15 protein-coding genes and 1 riboswitch are annotated in these 15,597 nt (G+C 73.5%); of the genes, 11 read left to right on the top strand and 4 right to left on the bottom strand.

Annotated elements, in window-relative coordinates:
• Nucleotides 1-35 precede the first annotated feature (35 nt).
• On the top strand, nucleotides 36-365 hold the full coding sequence (locus AB0D32_RS19665; protein WP_357091757.1) for a hypothetical protein: 330 nt from the start codon (nucleotides 36-38) through the stop codon (nucleotides 363-365).
• 81 nt (nucleotides 366-446) lie between these two features.
• On the opposite strand, the gene AB0D32_RS19660 is transcribed toward AB0D32_RS19665, so the two are convergent.
• Nucleotides 447-1,082, bottom strand: a complete 636-nt coding sequence (locus tag AB0D32_RS19660; protein ID WP_357091754.1) for a carbonic anhydrase — start codon at nucleotides 1,080-1,082, stop codon at nucleotides 447-449.
• A 147-nt stretch (nucleotides 1,083-1,229) separates the two neighbouring features.
• Here AB0D32_RS19660 and AB0D32_RS19655 point away from each other — a divergent pair, with 147 nt between their 5' ends.
• The 6 genes from AB0D32_RS19655 to AB0D32_RS19630 all read left to right on the top strand — a co-directional run bounded on the left by AB0D32_RS19655 (nucleotide 1,230) and on the right by AB0D32_RS19630 (nucleotide 8,817).
• Entirely contained in the window at nucleotides 1,230-2,192 is a 963-nt protein-coding gene (locus AB0D32_RS19655; protein WP_357091752.1) for an alpha/beta hydrolase, read from the top strand.
• Between the two features lie 165 nt (nucleotides 2,193-2,357).
• Nucleotides 2,358-4,475: an AAA family ATPase gene (locus AB0D32_RS19650; RefSeq protein ID WP_357091749.1), complete on the top strand. Its 2,118-nt coding sequence runs from the start codon at nucleotides 2,358-2,360 to the stop codon at nucleotides 4,473-4,475.
• Nucleotides 4,476-4,553: 78 nt separating this feature from the next.
• Nucleotides 4,554-5,471: a cation diffusion facilitator family transporter gene (locus AB0D32_RS19645; protein WP_357091746.1), complete on the top strand. Its 918-nt coding sequence runs from the start codon at nucleotides 4,554-4,556 to the stop codon at nucleotides 5,469-5,471.
• 153 nt (nucleotides 5,472-5,624) lie between these two features.
• Nucleotides 5,625-5,756, top strand: a riboswitch (cyclic di-AMP (ydaO/yuaA leader).
• Between the two features lie 13 nt (nucleotides 5,757-5,769).
• Entirely contained in the window at nucleotides 5,770-6,837 is a 1,068-nt protein-coding gene (locus tag AB0D32_RS19640) for a hypothetical protein (protein WP_357091743.1), read from the top strand.
• A 181-nt stretch (nucleotides 6,838-7,018) separates the two neighbouring features.
• A complete protein-coding gene (locus AB0D32_RS19635; RefSeq protein ID WP_357092051.1) occupies nucleotides 7,019-7,996 on the top strand; it encodes a PfkB family carbohydrate kinase in 978 nt (325 codons plus the stop codon).
• Nucleotides 7,993-8,817 (top strand): 5'/3'-nucleotidase SurE, encoded by an 825-nt coding sequence (locus AB0D32_RS19630; RefSeq protein ID WP_357091740.1) that lies wholly within the window; start codon nucleotides 7,993-7,995, stop codon nucleotides 8,815-8,817. Before AB0D32_RS19635 ends, AB0D32_RS19630 begins: the two co-directional genes overlap by 4 nt.
• 46 nt (nucleotides 8,818-8,863) lie before the next feature.
• On the opposite strand, the gene AB0D32_RS19625 is transcribed toward AB0D32_RS19630, so the two are convergent.
• Complete coding sequence (locus tag AB0D32_RS19625) at nucleotides 8,864-9,226, bottom strand: STAS domain-containing protein (RefSeq protein WP_088998998.1); 363 nt, start codon at nucleotides 9,224-9,226, stop codon at nucleotides 8,864-8,866.
• A 329-nt stretch (nucleotides 9,227-9,555) separates the two neighbouring features.
• Here AB0D32_RS19625 and AB0D32_RS19620 point away from each other — a divergent pair, with 329 nt between their 5' ends.
• Both AB0D32_RS19620 and AB0D32_RS19615 read left to right on the top strand, forming a co-directional pair.
• Complete coding sequence (locus tag AB0D32_RS19620; protein WP_357091737.1) at nucleotides 9,556-9,702, top strand: hypothetical protein; 147 nt, start codon at nucleotides 9,556-9,558, stop codon at nucleotides 9,700-9,702.
• Nucleotides 9,703-9,881: 179 nt separating this feature from the next.
• Complete coding sequence (locus tag AB0D32_RS19615) at nucleotides 9,882-10,289, top strand: hypothetical protein (RefSeq protein ID WP_357091734.1); 408 nt, start codon at nucleotides 9,882-9,884, stop codon at nucleotides 10,287-10,289.
• 136 nt (nucleotides 10,290-10,425) lie between these two features.
• On the opposite strand, the gene AB0D32_RS19610 is transcribed toward AB0D32_RS19615, so the two are convergent.
• Together AB0D32_RS19610 and AB0D32_RS19605 are read right to left on the bottom strand one after the other, a co-directional pair.
• Complete coding sequence (locus AB0D32_RS19610; RefSeq protein WP_357091732.1) at nucleotides 10,426-11,064, bottom strand: maleylpyruvate isomerase N-terminal domain-containing protein; 639 nt, start codon at nucleotides 11,062-11,064, stop codon at nucleotides 10,426-10,428.
• A gap of 205 nt (nucleotides 11,065-11,269) precedes the next feature.
• Nucleotides 11,270-13,993, bottom strand: a complete 2,724-nt coding sequence (locus AB0D32_RS19605; RefSeq protein WP_357091729.1) for a cellulose binding domain-containing protein — start codon at nucleotides 13,991-13,993, stop codon at nucleotides 11,270-11,272.
• Nucleotides 13,994-14,274: 281 nt separating this feature from the next.
• Here AB0D32_RS19605 and AB0D32_RS19600 point away from each other — a divergent pair, with 281 nt between their 5' ends.
• Both AB0D32_RS19600 and AB0D32_RS19595 read left to right on the top strand, forming a co-directional pair.
• Nucleotides 14,275-14,961 (top strand): BON domain-containing protein, encoded by a 687-nt coding sequence (locus AB0D32_RS19600; protein WP_357091726.1) that lies wholly within the window; start codon nucleotides 14,275-14,277, stop codon nucleotides 14,959-14,961.
• Nucleotides 14,962-15,047: 86 nt separating this feature from the next.
• Nucleotides 15,048-15,593, top strand: coding sequence for a DsbA family protein (locus tag AB0D32_RS19595; protein ID WP_357091723.1), 546 nt, complete (start codon nucleotides 15,048-15,050; stop codon nucleotides 15,591-15,593).
• Nucleotides 15,594-15,597: the final 4 nt, after the last annotated feature.

Raw genomic sequence — 15,597 nt, 5'->3', positions numbered from 1 at the left:
TCCGTCCTCCCGTACGTCTTGCAAGGAGTACCTCCGTGGCGAGCAACACCTCTAAGACCGCGCGCGCGTCAGTCCGGGCCGGCCAGGCTGGCCAGGGTGGCGCCCTCAGCGTGCTGGGCGAGTTCAAGTACGTCATCCCGCTCAACAGCGGCAAGCACGCCTACGTGCGTAACCTGACCAACGGCAAGACCGTGCACCTGCGTACCGACTCCGAGGCCTTCGTCGAGGAGATCCGCGTGCTGGCCGCCGCCGGTCACGCCGCGAAGATCCGGGTCGAGCTCGGCAACCTCAACGCCGCCCACCCGGGTGACGGCTGGGACGCCACCGAGAAGCGCCTCGTCGAGGCTGGCGTCTTCGAGGGCTGAGCCCTCCCCGCGCGACACCGGAACCGCCCGTCGGGGGATACCTCCCGGCGGGCGGTTCCGCGTCTGGGCCCTTCCTTACATCTACAGCAGGGCGACCTCGCCGGTTGCCAGGTCGTAGAGTGCGCCGACCACGGCCAGCCGGCCGGCGTCGACCGGGCCGGCGAGCAGGGCGTCGGTACGCAGGGCGGCCACCGTACGGAACACGTGCCGCCGGATCGCCATCGGCTGCACGCGGGGGTCGTCGACGCCCACCTCGGTCACCGCCGGGGCGATCTGCTCGACCAGATGGCCCAGCGGACCATCCGTCGACCGCGCACCGCGCAGCGCGTCCACCGCGGAGGCGACCGCGCCACACCGCTCGTGCCCGAGCACCATCACCAGCGGCACGCCCAGTTCACCGACCACGTACTCGATGGAGCCGAGCACCGCCCGGTCGAGCACGTGCCCGCCGGTGCGGATCACACAGATCGAGCCGAACGTCTGGTCGAAGATCGCCTCGAGCGGCACCCGCGAGTCGATGCAGCCGAGGAGCACCGCGTACGGCTGCTGGTCGCCGGAGGCCGCCGCGGCGGCGGTGACGTCGTGGCCGTGGATCGGCTGGCCGCTGACGAAACGCCGGTTTCCGGCGAGCAGTTCCGCCAGGGCGGCCCGGGGCGTGCCGCCGGCCGCCCGCCCGGTCGGTACGGGCCCGGGTGGTGTTGCCTTCGGCGACCCCATGCCTTCCAGCTTGGCGGGCCTCCGGGCGCCTGTCGGCGGGTTACGAATCTTCTCACCGACACGGTTGCCGTGGTCTCATGACGGGTAGCCGGTGTTACCGCCGGGTGTCCCCGGTGTTGCGGTTCTGGGCGGCCTGGGGAGGTGGCGATGCCGGAGCACGTCGAGGTTCGTCTTCCTGACGACGTACGCCTGCACGTCGAGGCGACCGGCCCCGCCGACGCCGAGGTCACGGTGGTGCTGCTGCACGGCTGGACGCTGGACGGGCGGGCCTGGCACCGACAGCTCGCCGACCTGCGGGAACGGTTCGGCGACGCGGTGCGGGTGGTGACCTACGACGCCCGGGGGCACGGCCGGTCGAGCTGCATGGCGCTGCCCACCGCCACCGTGGCCCAACTCGGCGACGACCTCGCCGCGGTGCTGGACGAGGTGGTCCCGACCGGCCGGGTGGTGCTGGTCGGCCACTCGATGGGCGGAATGACGATCATGGAGTACGCGCACCGGCATCCCGGGCAGTTCGCCGCCCGGACGGCCGGCCTGGTCTTCGTCTCCACGACGGCCGAGGGCCACACGCACACCGTCTACGGCCTCTCGCCCCGTATCGCCCGGTTGATCCGGCTCGCCGAGACCACCGGGGCCGGCGTGCTGGCCCGGTGTGGGTCCTGGCGTCCGCCCCGGGCGCTGCTGCGCGCGCTGCGTCCCAGCATCCGCTGGATGCTCTTCGGTGACCGTTGCGACCCGCACGACATCCGGCTGGTCACCTCGGCGGTGGCCCGCGCCTCCCTCCGCTCGATCGGCGGGTTCCGCGCCTCCATCGGGGCGCAGCACCGGCTGGACACCCTCGCCGAGCTCGCCCACCTGCCGGCGGCAGCCCTGGTCGGCGACCGGGACCGGCTCACCCCGCCGCCCTGCGCCGAGTCGATCGCCGCCGCGCTGCCGGCGACCGAGCTGACCGTCTGTCCCGGTGGCGGGCACATGTTGATGATGGAACGCCCCGACGAGGTCAACGCGGCGCTGGGCGGTGTGCTGCGTCGGGTGCTCGCCGCTCCCACGGCCGACGCCACCGCCGCTGGAGCGGACAATTCGGACGCCGCCACCGTCCGGGCCGACTGATCCGCACCCGCGGGAGCGTGGCGCAGCGCCGTGCGGGGGTGACGCGGGTTCCTTTCCCGCACCGGTTACGCCGCTGGTTGCGCGCGGGTCGTACCCTCTTGCGGTTGGCCTGGCGCGGTTGGCGCGGTCCGCGCCGCCCGCCGCCGACGTCAGGAGGAGCGAGCGGTGACCGACCAGACCACCCTGGAACAGGAGATCGCCGTCGAGCAGCGGCATCTCGACCGGGTGTACGCCCGACTGGCCGAGCTGCGCCGGTCGGCGGTCAGCGCCGAGAAGGAGGGCTACCGGCTCGCCCGGGTGGGCAACTTCGGGGCGCTGGTCGAACGGGACGCGATGGTGTTCCACGCCGCGCGGCGGCGGCACATGCTGGACGCCGAGCACGAGGGGCTGGTCTTCGGCCGGCTGGACCTGCTCGACCGGCAGGTGCTGCACGTCGGGCGGCTCGGCATCCGGGACGACGACGCGTCCACCCTGGTGGTCGACTGGCGGGCCCCGGCCGCCGCCGCCTTCTACCAGGCCACCCCGGCGCAGCCGCTGGGCGTGGTGCGGCGACGCACGATCCAGTCCTCCGCCGAACGGGTCACCCGGATCGAGGACGACCTGCTCGACCCGGTCGCCGCCCCCGCCGAGATGGCGGTGGTGGGTGACGGCGCGCTGCTGGCCACCCTGTCGAAGGCCACCGGCCGGGGCATGCGGGACATCGTCGCCACCATCCAGCGGGAGCAGGACGAGGCGATCCGCTCCCCCGGCTCGGGCGTGACGATCGTGTCCGGCGGTCCGGGCACCGGCAAGACGGCCGTCGCCCTGCACCGGGCCGCGTACCTGCTCTATTCCGACCGCAGCCGGTTCGCCGGCGGCGGCATCCTGGTGGTCGGCCCGTCATCGGTCTTCGTCGAGTACATCGCCTCGGTGCTGCCCTCGCTCGGCGAGGACACCGCCACCCTGCACTCGCTGGGCACGCTCTTCCCGGGCATGGCCGCCACCCGCACCGATCCGCCGGCCGTGGCGGCGGTCAAGGGCTCGCTGCGGATGCGGCGGGTGCTGGAGCGGGCGGCCCGGGACGCGGTGCCGGGTGGCCCGACCGAGTTGCGCCTGCTCTACCGGGGCGAGCTGCTCCGGCTGGAGCGCCGGGAGCTGGACGGCATCCGGGAGCGGGCGACGTCCCGGGGCGCCCGGCGCAACGAGGTGCGCCGGGCCGGTTTCGACGGAATCTTCGGGGCGCTCTGGGCGCAGGCCCGCCGGCTGGGTGTCGGCCGGCTGCCGGAGCAGCGCGCGTTCGAGGACGAGATCGCCGAGCGGCCGGAGTTCCGGGAGTTCCTCAAGGCGTGGTGGCCCCGGCTGCACCCCCGGCACGTGCTGGGCTGGCTGGCCCGCCCGGACCGGCTGCACCGGTACGCCGGCGGGATCCTCTCCCGCGCCGAGATCCGGCTGCTGGCCGACGCGTACCGGAGCCTGGACGGTGCCGGGCTGACGATCGCCGACATCGCGCTGCTGGACGAGTTGGACGCGCTGCTCGGCAAGCCGATGAAGCCGGCCCGGGCGAAGCGGGACCCGTTCCAGCTGGCCGGCGGGGTACGCGAGCTGAGCACCTTCGCCGACCGGCAGCGCGCCGCCCGCGAGGCGGCCCGGGAGCGCCCGGACGACTACCGGGAGTACGCGCACGTGGTGGTCGACGAGTCGCAGGACGTGTCGCCGATGCAGTGGCGCATGATCGGCCGGCGCGGGCGGCTGGCCTCGTGGACGGTGGTGGGTGATCCGGCCCAGACCGCGTGGACGGGGGACCCGGAGGAGTTGGCCCGGGCCCGGGACCAGGCGTTGGGCCGGCGCAAGCGGCACCACTTCACCCTCACCACGAACTACCGCAACTCGGCGGAGATCTTCGCGGTGGCGGCGGCCGAGATCCGCCGGCTGCACCCGGATCTCCCGTTGCCCAGGGCGGTGCGTTCCACCGGCGTCGACCCGATCGAGCTGGCGGTGTCGCCGGCGGAGCTGGAGACCGCCGTCGTGGCGGCGGCCACCACGCTGCTCGCCGAGGTCGAGGGCACGGTCGGCGTGATCACGCCGGTGCCCCGCCGCACCGAGACGGCCGGCTGGCTGGCGGGGCTGGGCGCGCCGCGCCTGCAGGTGGTGACGAGCCTGGAGGCCAAGGGCATGGAGTACGACGGGGTGGTCCTCGTCGCCCCGAGCGAGATCCGGGCCGATCCGGGGTCCGGGGTGCGGACGCTCTACGTCGCGCTGTCCCGGGCCACCCAGCGGCTGACCACGGTCGACCCGACCGGCTGAGACCCGCAGTCACTTGCACACATTGCGATGTGAACATATATTGGTCGCGAATCTGGACGCCTGACGGAGGGTGGGCGCGTGGGCGCAGGTCATGACCACAGTCACGGGTCGGTGGCGAATGCCGCACACCGCCACCGGGGTCGGCTCTGGGCGGCGTTCGGGCTGCTCGCCGGCCTGATGGTGGTGGAGGCGGTGGCCGCCTTCCGCACGGGCTCACTGGCCCTGCTCAGCGACGCCGGGCACATGTTCACCGACGTGCTCGGCATCGGCATGGCGCTCGCGGCGATCGCCGCCACCCGGCGGGCGGATGCCGACCCGCAGCGCACCTTCGGCCTCTACCGGCTGGAGGTGCTGGCCGCGCTGGCCAACGCCGTGCTGCTCTCCGGCGTCGCGATCTACGTCATGATCGAGGCGGTGCGCCGCTTCGGCGACCCGCCGGAGGTGCTGGCCGGCCCGATGCTGGTGGTCGCCGTGCTCGGCCTGCTCGCCAACATCGGCGCCTTCGCGCTGCTGCGCTCCGGGGCGAAGGAGAGCATCAACGTCCACGGCGCGTACCTGGAGGTGCTCGGCGACCTGCTGGGGTCACTCGGCGTGATCGGGGCGGCCCTGCTGATCATCACCACCGGCTGGTGGTGGGCGGACCCGCTGGTGGCGGTAGCGGTCGGGCTGTTCATCCTGCCGCGCACCTGGCGGCTCGGGCGGGCCGCGCTGCGCATCCTGGTGCAGGCCGCGCCGGAGCACCTCCAGGTCACCGCGGTGCGCGACCGGCTGGCCGCCGTGCCCGGCGTCGCCGAGGTCCACGACCTGCACGTCTGGACGCTGACCTCCGGGATGGAGGTGGCCTCGGCACACCTGACCATGGCGCCCGGCGCGGAGGTCGGCGCGGTGCTGGTCGCCGCCCGGACCGCGCTGCACGACGACTTCCACATCGAGCACGCCACGTTGCAGATCGAGCCCGGAGCGTCGCCCGGTGCCTGTGGGGCGGTGGAGTGGTAATGAGGACAACCTTAAATCTGGGAGAGTATTGTGGCCTTATGCCGGATTTGACTGTTAGTGGACACACACCCTCCGTCACCTGCGCTGCACCAGTCACACCGGCACCGGTAGGCTCGGCTTCGGCCTCCGCCAGGCGGCACCCACCGGTGCCGGCGGTGGCCGCCGCCTAATCGCCCGGCAGGGCGAACCGGGGAACCATGTTCGTGGGGTGCATCCGCGTCAGCGGTAGGGATCTTCCGTCCCGAACCCGTCAGCTAACCCGGTCGGCGGCTGACGGAAGGACGCGTGTATGCCAGTGATGGCACCTGTACGACGACGTGCCGCCCGAACGGCGGCCCTGATCGCCACGATGCTCGCCCTCGGCGCCGCGGTGACCCCGGTCACCGCCGCCCCGGCGGCGGCAACCGCCCGCGCCGGCCTGCTCGCCGCGGCTCCCGGCCAGGACGAGGAGGGCGGCACCCCCGCACTGCGGGCCCAGTTGGAGGCCGCCAGCAAGGGCTACATCGACGCCAAGCGCGCCCTGGACACGTCGGCCAAGCGGCAACAGCAGCTCGCCGCGCAGCTCAAGACCACCGAGGTCGAGCTGACCGCCCGCACCGCCACGGTCGGGGAGATCGCCGGGGCCGCCTACCGCACGGGCCGGCTCAGCGTCGCGTCCGCCCTGCTCGCCAGCACTTCGCCGGACGGCTTCATGGACCGCGCCGCCGCCCTCGACGCGGTGGCCGCCAAGGAGGACCGGGCCCTGCGCGAGCTCCAGCAGACCCGCGACGAGGCCACCCGCACCAAGCTCGCCCTGGACGGCGAGATGCGCGAGCAGCGCAAGCAGGTCACGGTGATGGCCAACCGCAAGGAACAGGCCGAACGGGCGCTGACGGTCGCCAACCGGAAGCAGTCCGCCGGCGGGGGCACCTCGCCCGGCGGCACCTCCAACAAGACGGCGAAGGCCGCGCCGCGCAACTCCGACGGCTCCTGGCCGTCCGAGTCGTGCAGCGTCAACGACCCGACCCCCGCCAACGGCTGCATCACGCCGCGCACGCTGCACGCGCTCAACCAGGCCAAGGCGGCGGGCTTCACCCGCTACGTCTCCTGCTACCGCTCCGGCGGCTCGGGCGAGCACCCGAAGGGCCGGGCCTGCGACTTCGCGGCCCAGAAGAGCGGCTTCGGCGGCGACGCCACCGGCGGCGACCGGACGTACGGCAACGACCTGGCGGCGTTCTACGTGCGCAACGCCGACCGGCTCGCCGTGCTCTACGTGATCTGGTACAGGCAGATCTGGCTGCCGAGCAGCGGGTGGAAGTCGTACAGCGGAGCCAACGGCGACCCGTCCAGCGACCACACCAACCACGTACACCTGTCGGTCTACTGACGCCCGTGCCCCCGGTGCCCCGCCCGGCGCGGGTCACCGGGGCGGGCGCCCGGCCGCCCGCCCGGCGGACGCCGCGCCGATCGCACCCGCGCCCGAACACCACCCCGGCTACGGTCGGCAGGTGAGCGGTCACGCCGGGTGGCCGACGGTCGAGGGTGGGGCGCATGAACGGGTACGACGGATGAGCGGGCACGTGATGGTCTTCGCACCCACGCCCCGGCTGACGGTGACCGTCGACCAGCCCAGCGAGGCGCCGGAGCTGCACCTGCACCCCGGCGGGCAGGGCGTCTGGCAGGCCCGGATGGTCATGTCGCTCGGGGTCGACGTGGTGCTCTGCACCGCCCTCGGCGGCGAGATCGGCCAGGTGCTGGAGCCGCTGCTGGTCAGCGAGGGAGTCGACCTGAAGGTGGTGGTCCGCGAGTCCGGCAGCGGCGGGTACGTGCACGACCGCCGCGAGGGCTCCCGGCGGGAGATCGTGGACGTGGCCGGCCAGCCGCTCAGCCGGCACGAGCTGGACGAGCTCTACAACCTGGCGCTCGGCGAGGGGTTGCGCGCCACGGTCAGCGTGCTGAGCGGGCCGAACGAACCGTCGCTGGTGCCGGCCGACCTCTACCGGCGGTTCGCCGCCGACCTCGGGGCCAACGGCAGCCGGGTGGTGGTCGACCTCTCCGGCGAGCACCTCGACGCCGTACTGGCCAGCGGCGTCTTCTTCCTCAAGGTGAGCCACGAGGAGCTGATCGCCGACGGCCGCGCCGACGGCGAGGACGAGGAGCGGCTCACCCGGGCCCTGTACGACCTGCACGCCGGCGGCGCCGAGAACGTGGTGGTGAGCCGCGCCGACAAGCCGGCCCTCGCCCTGGTCGACGGCGAGGTCTTCGAGGTGGAGATGCCCCGCCTGGAGGCCGCCGACCCGCGCGGGGCTGGCGATTCGATGACCGCAGGGGTGGCGGCCGTGGTGGCGCGCGGCGGTGACGTGCGCACCGCGATCCGTACGGGCGCGGCGGCCGGAGCGCTTAACGTGACCCGGCACGGCCTGGGCACCGGCCGGCTCGACTCGATCACCGGCCTGGTCGACCGGGTGCGACTCGTACCGGCCGGCAGCCGGCCGCAGGAGCGGACCACCCCCGACGAACTGGCCGACCGGGCGGCCGAGCGATGACGCTGCGGGTACTGATCACCAACGACGACGGGATCGCCGCCCCGGGCATCCTGGCGCTGGCGCGGGCGGCGGCGGAGCGGGGCCTGGACGTGGTCGTCGCAGCCCCGCTGGAGGAGGCGAGCGGCACCAGCGCCGCGATGACCGCCGTGGAACGCGACGGACACGTGGTGGTCCACGAGCACCCGCTGCCGGAACTGCCGGAGGTACCGGCTTTCGGGGTCGGCGGCTCCCCCGGCTTCATCACGCTGATCGCGCTGCACGGCGCGTTCGGGCCCCCGCCGGCGGTGGTGCTGTCCGGCATCAACCGGGGCGCGAACGCCGGGCGCGCGGTGCTGCACTCGGGCACGGTGGGTGCCGCCTTCACCGCCGCCGCGAACGGTTGCCGGGCGATGGCCGTCTCGCTCGACGTGCTCTCGGCCGGGGAGGCCACGGCCGCCAGCGGGGGCGCCGCGGTGGCCGCCGCCGCCCGGGTACGCGACGCCGAGCGGCACTGGCCGACGGCCGCCCGGGTCGCCCTGGACCTGCTGCCCAGGCTCACCGCCGGTCCGGTGGAGAGCGTGCTCAACGTGAACGCGCCGGACCTGGCGCCCGGCCAACTGCGCGGGGTGCGCCGGGGCACGCTGGCCAGCTTCGGCCAGGTGCAGATGACGGTGGCGGAGGCCGGGCACGGCTTCGTCCGCACGTCGCTGGAGGAGCCGGGGCAGGCCGTGCAGCCCGGCACCGACCTGGCGCTGCTGGCCGAGGGGTACGCCTCGGTGACGGCGATCCGCGCGGTCACCGAGGTGACGGACGTCGACCTGTCGGGCCTCGGCGACGCCTGAGAGAACCGGTCGGGCCTCGGCGACGCCTCAGCGACCCGCCGAAGGGTCAGGCGCCGGGAAGGACCTCCGGGGTGGGGGCGCCGGCGTAGTAGGGCTCCGGTGCGCCGAAGAGACCGAGCAGGCCGGTCACCCAGAGCTGCCGGTGCACGAACCGGCTCGGCTCGGTGACGACGAGCTTGACGCCGCTCACCTCGGCGGTCTGGAAGCCGGCGACCATCGCGCTGATGCCGACCGAGTCGATGAAGGTGACGAGCCTCATGTTCAGCTCGATCCGGCCGGGACGCCCCTTGGTCAGGACCTCGGCGATCGCCTCGCGTACCTCGTACGCGGTGTCGACGTCGATCTCACCCCGCGGGGCGATCTCGATGACACCACCGGGCAGGACCGACTTCACGATCGACAGGCTCACGCGAGCACCTCCACTCGCCCGTCCGACGGGCGCCTCATCAGTACGCGGGCCGCGACCGAGAGTATTCCTCCGATGGCCTCGGTCGCCACCCCTCGGGATGAGCAATTCGCGGATGAGGGCACAGCAAGTCGCCCTTATCCGGACTATTAACGTTTTGTCCACCCGACGTTCAGCTGTCGCTGACGCGTCGCGCCCCAGGGTAGCCGGCCAACTCCGGCGCCGCCCAGCAGCCGACCCCCGGGCGTGGCCTCTTCCGCTTCGGCCCCAGGGCTTGCCCGTTCTGCCTAGCATCTCCCTCGGAGACACGACTGCGACCGGGAGGACGATCGATGCTCAGGAGACTTGCCGCGCTGGCCGGTGTCGGTGCGCTGTTGGCCCTCGTGCTGGCCTGCGGGTTCGGCGGCGGCGGGGGCGATGACGACGACGATGACGACGACTTCGCCCGGGGCGTGACCACGTCGGTCGCCATCCGCTGACCCCGGGTCCCACGTACCCGCCACCGGTGCCACCCGGTTTCGCGGCACCCCGCCCACTGCCACCGGGTTTGCGGAGCCGCCCCGCGGGGCACAGGCGGTAACGAGCGAACCGTCACACGCTGGTGCGACGCCGAAGTCCGAAGTGGCCGCCGGCTTCGGCCCCCGAGGAGGTAACCACCATGTTCGGAAGCAACCTGCTGGACCGCCGCAGCAAGCCCGAGCGGATCACGGACCAGGCGTGGCAGCACCTGGTCTCGGCGGTCAGCTCCGCCGGCGACAGCGTCCGCGACACCGCCCGGTCGGCCCGCCGAGGTGGTTCCGGCCTCGCCGACGAGGCCGGCGACCTGGTGGGCTCCGCGGCGGACGAGGCCCGCCGCCGGGCCACCCTGGCCTTCGACTCGCTGGCCGGCCGCCGGCCCGCGCTGCCCTGGACGCTGCTGATCAGCGCCGCCCTGGTCGGTGCGGCGATCGGCTGGGCCGCCGGCACCGCCGCGCGGGCCGCGGGCAGCCGGGGCGACCGGGCGATGGACGACATCGAGTTCGTCGACGTCGACCGCCCCAACTCCCCCGCCGGCCTCGACGGCTGACCGGCCCGGCACACGCTCGCGACGTGGCCCCGGCCGACCCTCGTTTGGTCGGCCGGGGCCACGTCGTTCGTTTCGAGAGGAGCGGATGCCGCCGCCACGCCGACGGACGGTGGCCGGCCGCGCGGCGAAACTGGTCTCAGAGGGCGGCCACGCTCGCGGGCGCCCGCTCGGCCCGGCTCAGCGCGCGCAGCACCGCCGGCTGCCCGTGCCGGCGTACGGCGAGCCGGGCCAGCAGCGTCAGCACCGGATCGACCGCCTCGGGCGGCAGCTCCGGGGTGGGTACGCCGACGCTGACCGCGAGATCGTCGGCGTGCACGACGAGTTCCATCAGTCGGGTGGTCAGGTAGTCGTCCAGGGTGAGCGACCACGGGCCCCGGTTCAGGAAGACCACCCGTTCGGGCGGCTCCGCCGCCAGCGCCCCGGTCAGCTCGCGCAGTGTGGCGACGCACCGCTCGACCAGGGCGGCCGGACCCTCAGCAGCGAGGCCGTCACCGGCGCGGCGGATGGCGACGTTCACCGTGGCGCCGACCGGCGCGCCGAGCCAGGTGCCCTGCGCGTAGTGGTCGAGCAGGTCGACGGGATCGTTGGCGGGCAGGGGTGCGGCCAGCACGGCGGGGGCGCCGAGGACCTGGCTGGCGAGGTGACCGGCCAGGCCCGCGACGCCGAACGCGGGCAGTGCGCTCGGTTCGTCCCAGCGGGCCGCGACGGCGGGGTCGGCGAGCAGGTCCACGGCGGAGCGGGCGGCGGTGAGGTAGGCCGTCCTGATCGGACTCACGGGAGGGTCCCTCCTTCGAGACGGGCGTTCCCCCGAGGGTAGGGCCCGATCCACCGGGGCGCCGGACCCCTCAGGCGGCCCCGGCGGACCGGAGTGCGATGCCGACCAGCGATCCCACAAGGACCGCGCACGTCACGCCCCCGGGTATTAGGAAGGGCACCTTCCTATCGCAGAAGCGATAGGAAGGTGCCCTTCCTTAGATCAGTCAGCGGGTGGTGCAGGTGACGGTGGTCGGCGGGGTGTTCGCCCCCGTCGTGTTCGCCAGGAAGCCGGCGGTGGCGGTGGCGCCCGCGCCGAGGGCCCCGTTCCAGCCGGCGTCGCGGACGGAGACGGTCGCCCCGGTCTGGGTGTGGGTGCCACCCCAGAACTGGGTGATCCTCTGACCGTCGGGGAAGGTCCACGCCACCGTCCAGCCGGCGATGGCCGAGCTGCCGGCGTTGCGGACCACCAGTTCGCCCTGGAAGCCGCCCTGCCAGGAGCCGGTCACCCGGTAGTTCGCGGTGCAACCGCCGGTGGGTGGCGGAGTGGTCGGCGGCGGGCTCGTCGGCGGCGGGGTGGTGGGGGGCGGAGTGGTCGGCGGCGGGCTCGTCGGCGCTGGGGTGGAGCCGGTCGGTGTCGGGTCGGGCGTACCACCGACCCGGTCCGCCACCAGGATGCCCCGGCCGTTGGTGCCGAGGTAGACCCGGCCGTAGACCCGGGGGTCCCCGGTCAGTGCCTCCCCCGCGTTGCCGTACTGGTGCCGGTCGTCGTTGATCCGCACCCAGGTCGCGCCGGTGTCGTCCGAGCGGTGCACGCCGGGCTGGCCGTCGACGGTGCCGAACAGGTACAGCGCCGGGTACGTGCGGCCGGGCGCAGCCTTGCCGAAGCCGACGTTGCCGGCGGTGCTCACCCTGCCCAGCCTGGTGAACGTGGCCCCCGAGTCGGTGGAGCGCCACAGCCCGCCCTCGCCGGCCAGCCACAGCTCGCCCTCCCGGCCGGGCACCGCCTTGAACCTGACGTTGCCGGTGGTGGGCAGGCCGGCGGCGGCCGAGGCGGTGAAGCTCGCCCCGCCGTTGGTGCTGACGTAGAGCTTGCCGCCGCCGAAGCCGTAGAACTTGTTCGGGTCGACCCGGTCGGACTCGATCGTCGCGTTGGCCGGGATCCCCGTCGACGCGGTCCACGAGTTGCCGAACCCGACCGAGTGCACCACCTGCTGGCCGGCGTCGCCCGGCGCCCAGACGAACCGGCTGCCGTCGGCCGCCGCGGCGACCGTGCCGCCGCTGTTGATGCCGGACGGCTCGGTGCCCTGGAACCAGTTGGCTCCGCCGTCGGTGGAGAACGCGACGTGGCTGTCGTTCGGCCGGTCCGCGTCGGCGAAGTTTCCGGCCCGCACCATCACGGCCGGCTTCGTCTCGGCGTAGTCCAGGCTGGTGGTGCTGGTGAAGGTGGGCTGGGTGAACAGCATCGGGGGCACGGCGTCCAGGTCGGTGTGCCGGAAGCCGCCGATGTCGCCGAGCGCGCTGACGAGCGGCGCTCCGGACGGCGGGCTGACCAGGTCGAGCACGGCGGTCTCCTCCAGGCCCTTCACCATCGGCTTGATGGTGAACTGGCCGCCGGTGTCCCACCTGGTGAGGTCGGTGCTGCCGTAGATGGTCGCGCCGGTGCCATACATGAAGCGGTCGCTGTCGTGCGGGTCGATCTCGACCGACTCGTTCATCCAGCCGAGCTTCGGGGTCTCCTCCGGCGGGGCGGGGTTGCTGCCGAAGGTCAGCCACGGCACCGAACTGACGTCCATCGTGTAGCGCTTGGTCCTGTTCGGGTAGCTGTCGAACTCCCAGATCCGGGTCCAGGTGGCGCCCCCGTCGGTGCTACGCCAGAAGATCGCGTCCGGCCACCAGGAGATCTGCGTGGCGACCATGAGGGTGTTCGGCCGCTGCCGGTCGATGGTGAGGCCGCTGTAGCCGAAGTAGGCGTCGGCGCTGGTGGACGGAATCGGGCTGATCCGCGTCCACGCGCCGGTGGCCCGGTCGAACTTCCAGACGTCGCCCTTGCCGCCGTCGTACGGGCCGCCGGTGTCGCTGGTGGCGATGTAGAGGAAGCCGCCGACGGGGTCGACGACGCCCTTGTGCGCGAGGTAGCCGGTCGGCTGCCCGGCGATCCGCTCCCAGGTGGCGCCGCCGTTCGTGCTGCGGTAGACCGGGTTCTCCTTGTCGGCCACACCGACGTAGACGGTCTGCGTGGCGGTGCCGGCCGTACCCGTGCTCTTGTCGAAGCTGACCCAGGTCAGGCCCTGGTTCTGGCCGTTGTAGCCGTTCGGGTCGCCGGGGTCGGCCCGGTAGTTGCCGACGTTGGGGAAGTTGGCCACCCTGGCCCAGGTCGCCCCGAAGTCGGTGCTGCGCCACAGGCCGTTGCCGCCTTCGGCGCCGTAGTAGAGGATGCTGTTCCGGTTGGGGTCGACGGCCAGCCGCTCGCCCATGCCCCGGCCGGGCATGTTCCCGCCGTTCTTGAAGGGCAGCTCGGTGGCCTGCCAGGTGGCGCCCTTGTCGGCCGAGCGCAGGATGGCGCCGTTGTTCGGGTCCCAGTCGTTGGTGTACATGCCGACGGCCGCGTACACCCGGTTGGTCTGCACCGGGTCCGTCGCGACGCTGACCACGCCGTTCCAACCCCACTTGTCGGCGCCGACCCAGTCCAGCAGCGGCGTCCAGGACTGCCCGGCCTGCTCCCACCGGTACAGGCCACCGATGTCCGTGCGGGCGTAGATCAGGTTCTTCTCGGTGGGGTTGAAGACGATGCCGGGGACGAAGCCGCCGCCGTCGATCCGGACGTTCTTCCAGGTGTACGGCTCGGCTGCGGCGGCGGTGGGTGCGCCGGCGGCGGTGAACGGTGCCGCCACGAGGGTCGCGGCGACGACCAGCGCGGACACGACCGCGCCGACGTAACTTCTCCGCATCTGCGGTTCCTTCCGGGTGGGAACGCCGGGAGCGGACGTGGTGACGGCCACGCCCGGCAACGGGGACGTGCGGATTCGCGCCGGAGCTGCCCTGGCTCCGGGCATCGGCGCGACGGCTCCCGCACCCGAGGAACGGGCTCACCCTAACCGATCCACAGCCCTTCATGGAAGCGCTCCCAGTCGTCATTCGGAACGGGTGAGGGCCCCTCACCCCCACCCGCGCCAGGATCGGTCCCGGCGGATCCGTGCGCCCAGGACAGCTATCCCGTGAGGAGTGACAGATGGCCATCGCGACGATCAGCCGTACCGACCAGGACATCCAGTCGGCCGTCCTCGACGAGCTGACCTGGGAACCCCGGGTACGGCCCCACGAGATCGGCGTGACCGTCGCCGAGGGCGTGGTCACGCTGACCGGCCGGGTGGACAGCTACGCCAAGAAGTGGGCCGCCGAACGGGCGGCACACCGGGTGGCGCGCGTCCGGGCGGTCGCCAACGACCTGGCGGTACGGCTCGGCACCGGCGCCGAACGCGCCGACCCGGACATCGCCGCCGCAGCCGGCCACGCGCTGGAGTGGGACGCGTTCGTCCCGCTGGAGCAGCTCGACGTGACCGTCTCGAACGGCTGGGTCACCCTGCACGGCGAGGTCGACTGGGAGTACCAGCGCCGCGCCGCCGAACGCTCCGTGGGCCGGCTGACCGGCGTACGCGGGATCAGCAACGGCATCACCGTCCGCCCCGACGTCCGGCCGGACGGGCGCGCCCTGGCGGACCGGATCGTCGACGCGCTGGCCCGCAACCGGGCCACCGCGGCGGAGCGGATCATCGTCCGGGTGCACGGCGACACGGTGCTGCTCGGCGGGCTGGTCCACTCGATGCCGGAGCGGGCCGAGGTGGAACGGACCGTCTGGTGCGCGCCGGGCATCCGCGAGGTGCAGAACCACATCGCGGTCGCCCCGGTGCTGGGCTGAGCCGGGCACGGGACCACCCGGGCGGGGTGAGCCGCCCTCACCCCGCCGCGGGGAAGGCTGGGACGCATGACTGAGGTGAGCACCCGATGACCACCCCACTCCAGGTCACCGCCCGCCTGCGGACCCCGGTGACCGAGCACGACCACGTCCGCGGGCCGGTGGACGCGCCGGTGACGATCGTCGAGTACGCCGACTTCCAGTGCCGGTTCTGCGGGGCCACGTACGCGAACCTGCGGGAACTGCTGCGGCAGCGGGCCGACACGGTCCGGCTGGTGTACCGGCACTTCCCGATCACCAACATGCACCCGTACGCGGAGCACGCCGCCGAGGCGACCGAGGCGGCCGGCCGGCGCGGGGAGTTCTGGGCGATGCACGACTGGCTCTACGAGCACCAGGACCAGCTCGATCCCGTGCACCTCTCACTCGGCATCGAGCAGCTCGGCCTGCCCGCCGAGGAGGTCGCCGCCGAGGTGGCGCGGCAGGCGTACGGCGACCGGGTGCGGCGGGACTTCGTGGGCGGCATCCGCAGCGGCGTCGACGCCACCCCGACCCTGTTCGTCAACGGCGTCCGCCACGACGGGGACCACGACGTGGCGGACCTCCTGACGGCGGTAGACGCCGCCACCCCCTGACAGC

The organism is Micromonospora sp. NPDC048170 (assembly GCF_040652795.1).
Lineage (GTDB): Bacteria > Actinomycetota > Actinomycetes > Mycobacteriales > Micromonosporaceae > Micromonospora.
The sequence above is the reverse complement of the archived record's forward strand: the minus strand, read 5'-3'. Positions and strand labels throughout refer to the sequence as shown.

Excerpts from the sequence above, each read along its gene's own strand:
- AB0D32_RS19660 (WP_357091754.1), bottom strand. The coding sequence starts at position 1,082 with ATGGGGTCGCCGAAGGCAACACCACCCGGGCCCGTACCGACCGGGCGG.
- AB0D32_RS19615 (WP_357091734.1), top strand. The coding sequence starts at position 9,882 with ATGTTCGGAAGCAACCTGCTGGACCGCCGCAGCAAGCCCGAGCGGATC.
- AB0D32_RS19635 (WP_357092051.1), top strand. The coding sequence starts at position 7,019 with ATGAGCGGGCACGTGATGGTCTTCGCACCCACGCCCCGGCTGACGGTG.
- AB0D32_RS19595 (WP_357091723.1), top strand. The coding sequence starts at position 15,048 with ATGACCACCCCACTCCAGGTCACCGCCCGCCTGCGGACCCCGGTGACC.
- AB0D32_RS19605 (WP_357091729.1), bottom strand. The coding sequence starts at position 13,993 with ATGCGGAGAAGTTACGTCGGCGCGGTCGTGTCCGCGCTGGTCGTCGCC.
- AB0D32_RS19630 (WP_357091740.1), top strand. The coding sequence starts at position 7,993 with ATGACGCTGCGGGTACTGATCACCAACGACGACGGGATCGCCGCCCCG.
- AB0D32_RS19640 (WP_357091743.1), top strand. The coding sequence starts at position 5,770 with ATGGCACCTGTACGACGACGTGCCGCCCGAACGGCGGCCCTGATCGCC.
- AB0D32_RS19600 (WP_357091726.1), top strand. The coding sequence starts at position 14,275 with ATGGCCATCGCGACGATCAGCCGTACCGACCAGGACATCCAGTCGGCC.
- AB0D32_RS19620 (WP_357091737.1), top strand. The coding sequence starts at position 9,556 with ATGCTCAGGAGACTTGCCGCGCTGGCCGGTGTCGGTGCGCTGTTGGCC.
- AB0D32_RS19655 (WP_357091752.1), top strand. The coding sequence starts at position 1,230 with ATGCCGGAGCACGTCGAGGTTCGTCTTCCTGACGACGTACGCCTGCAC.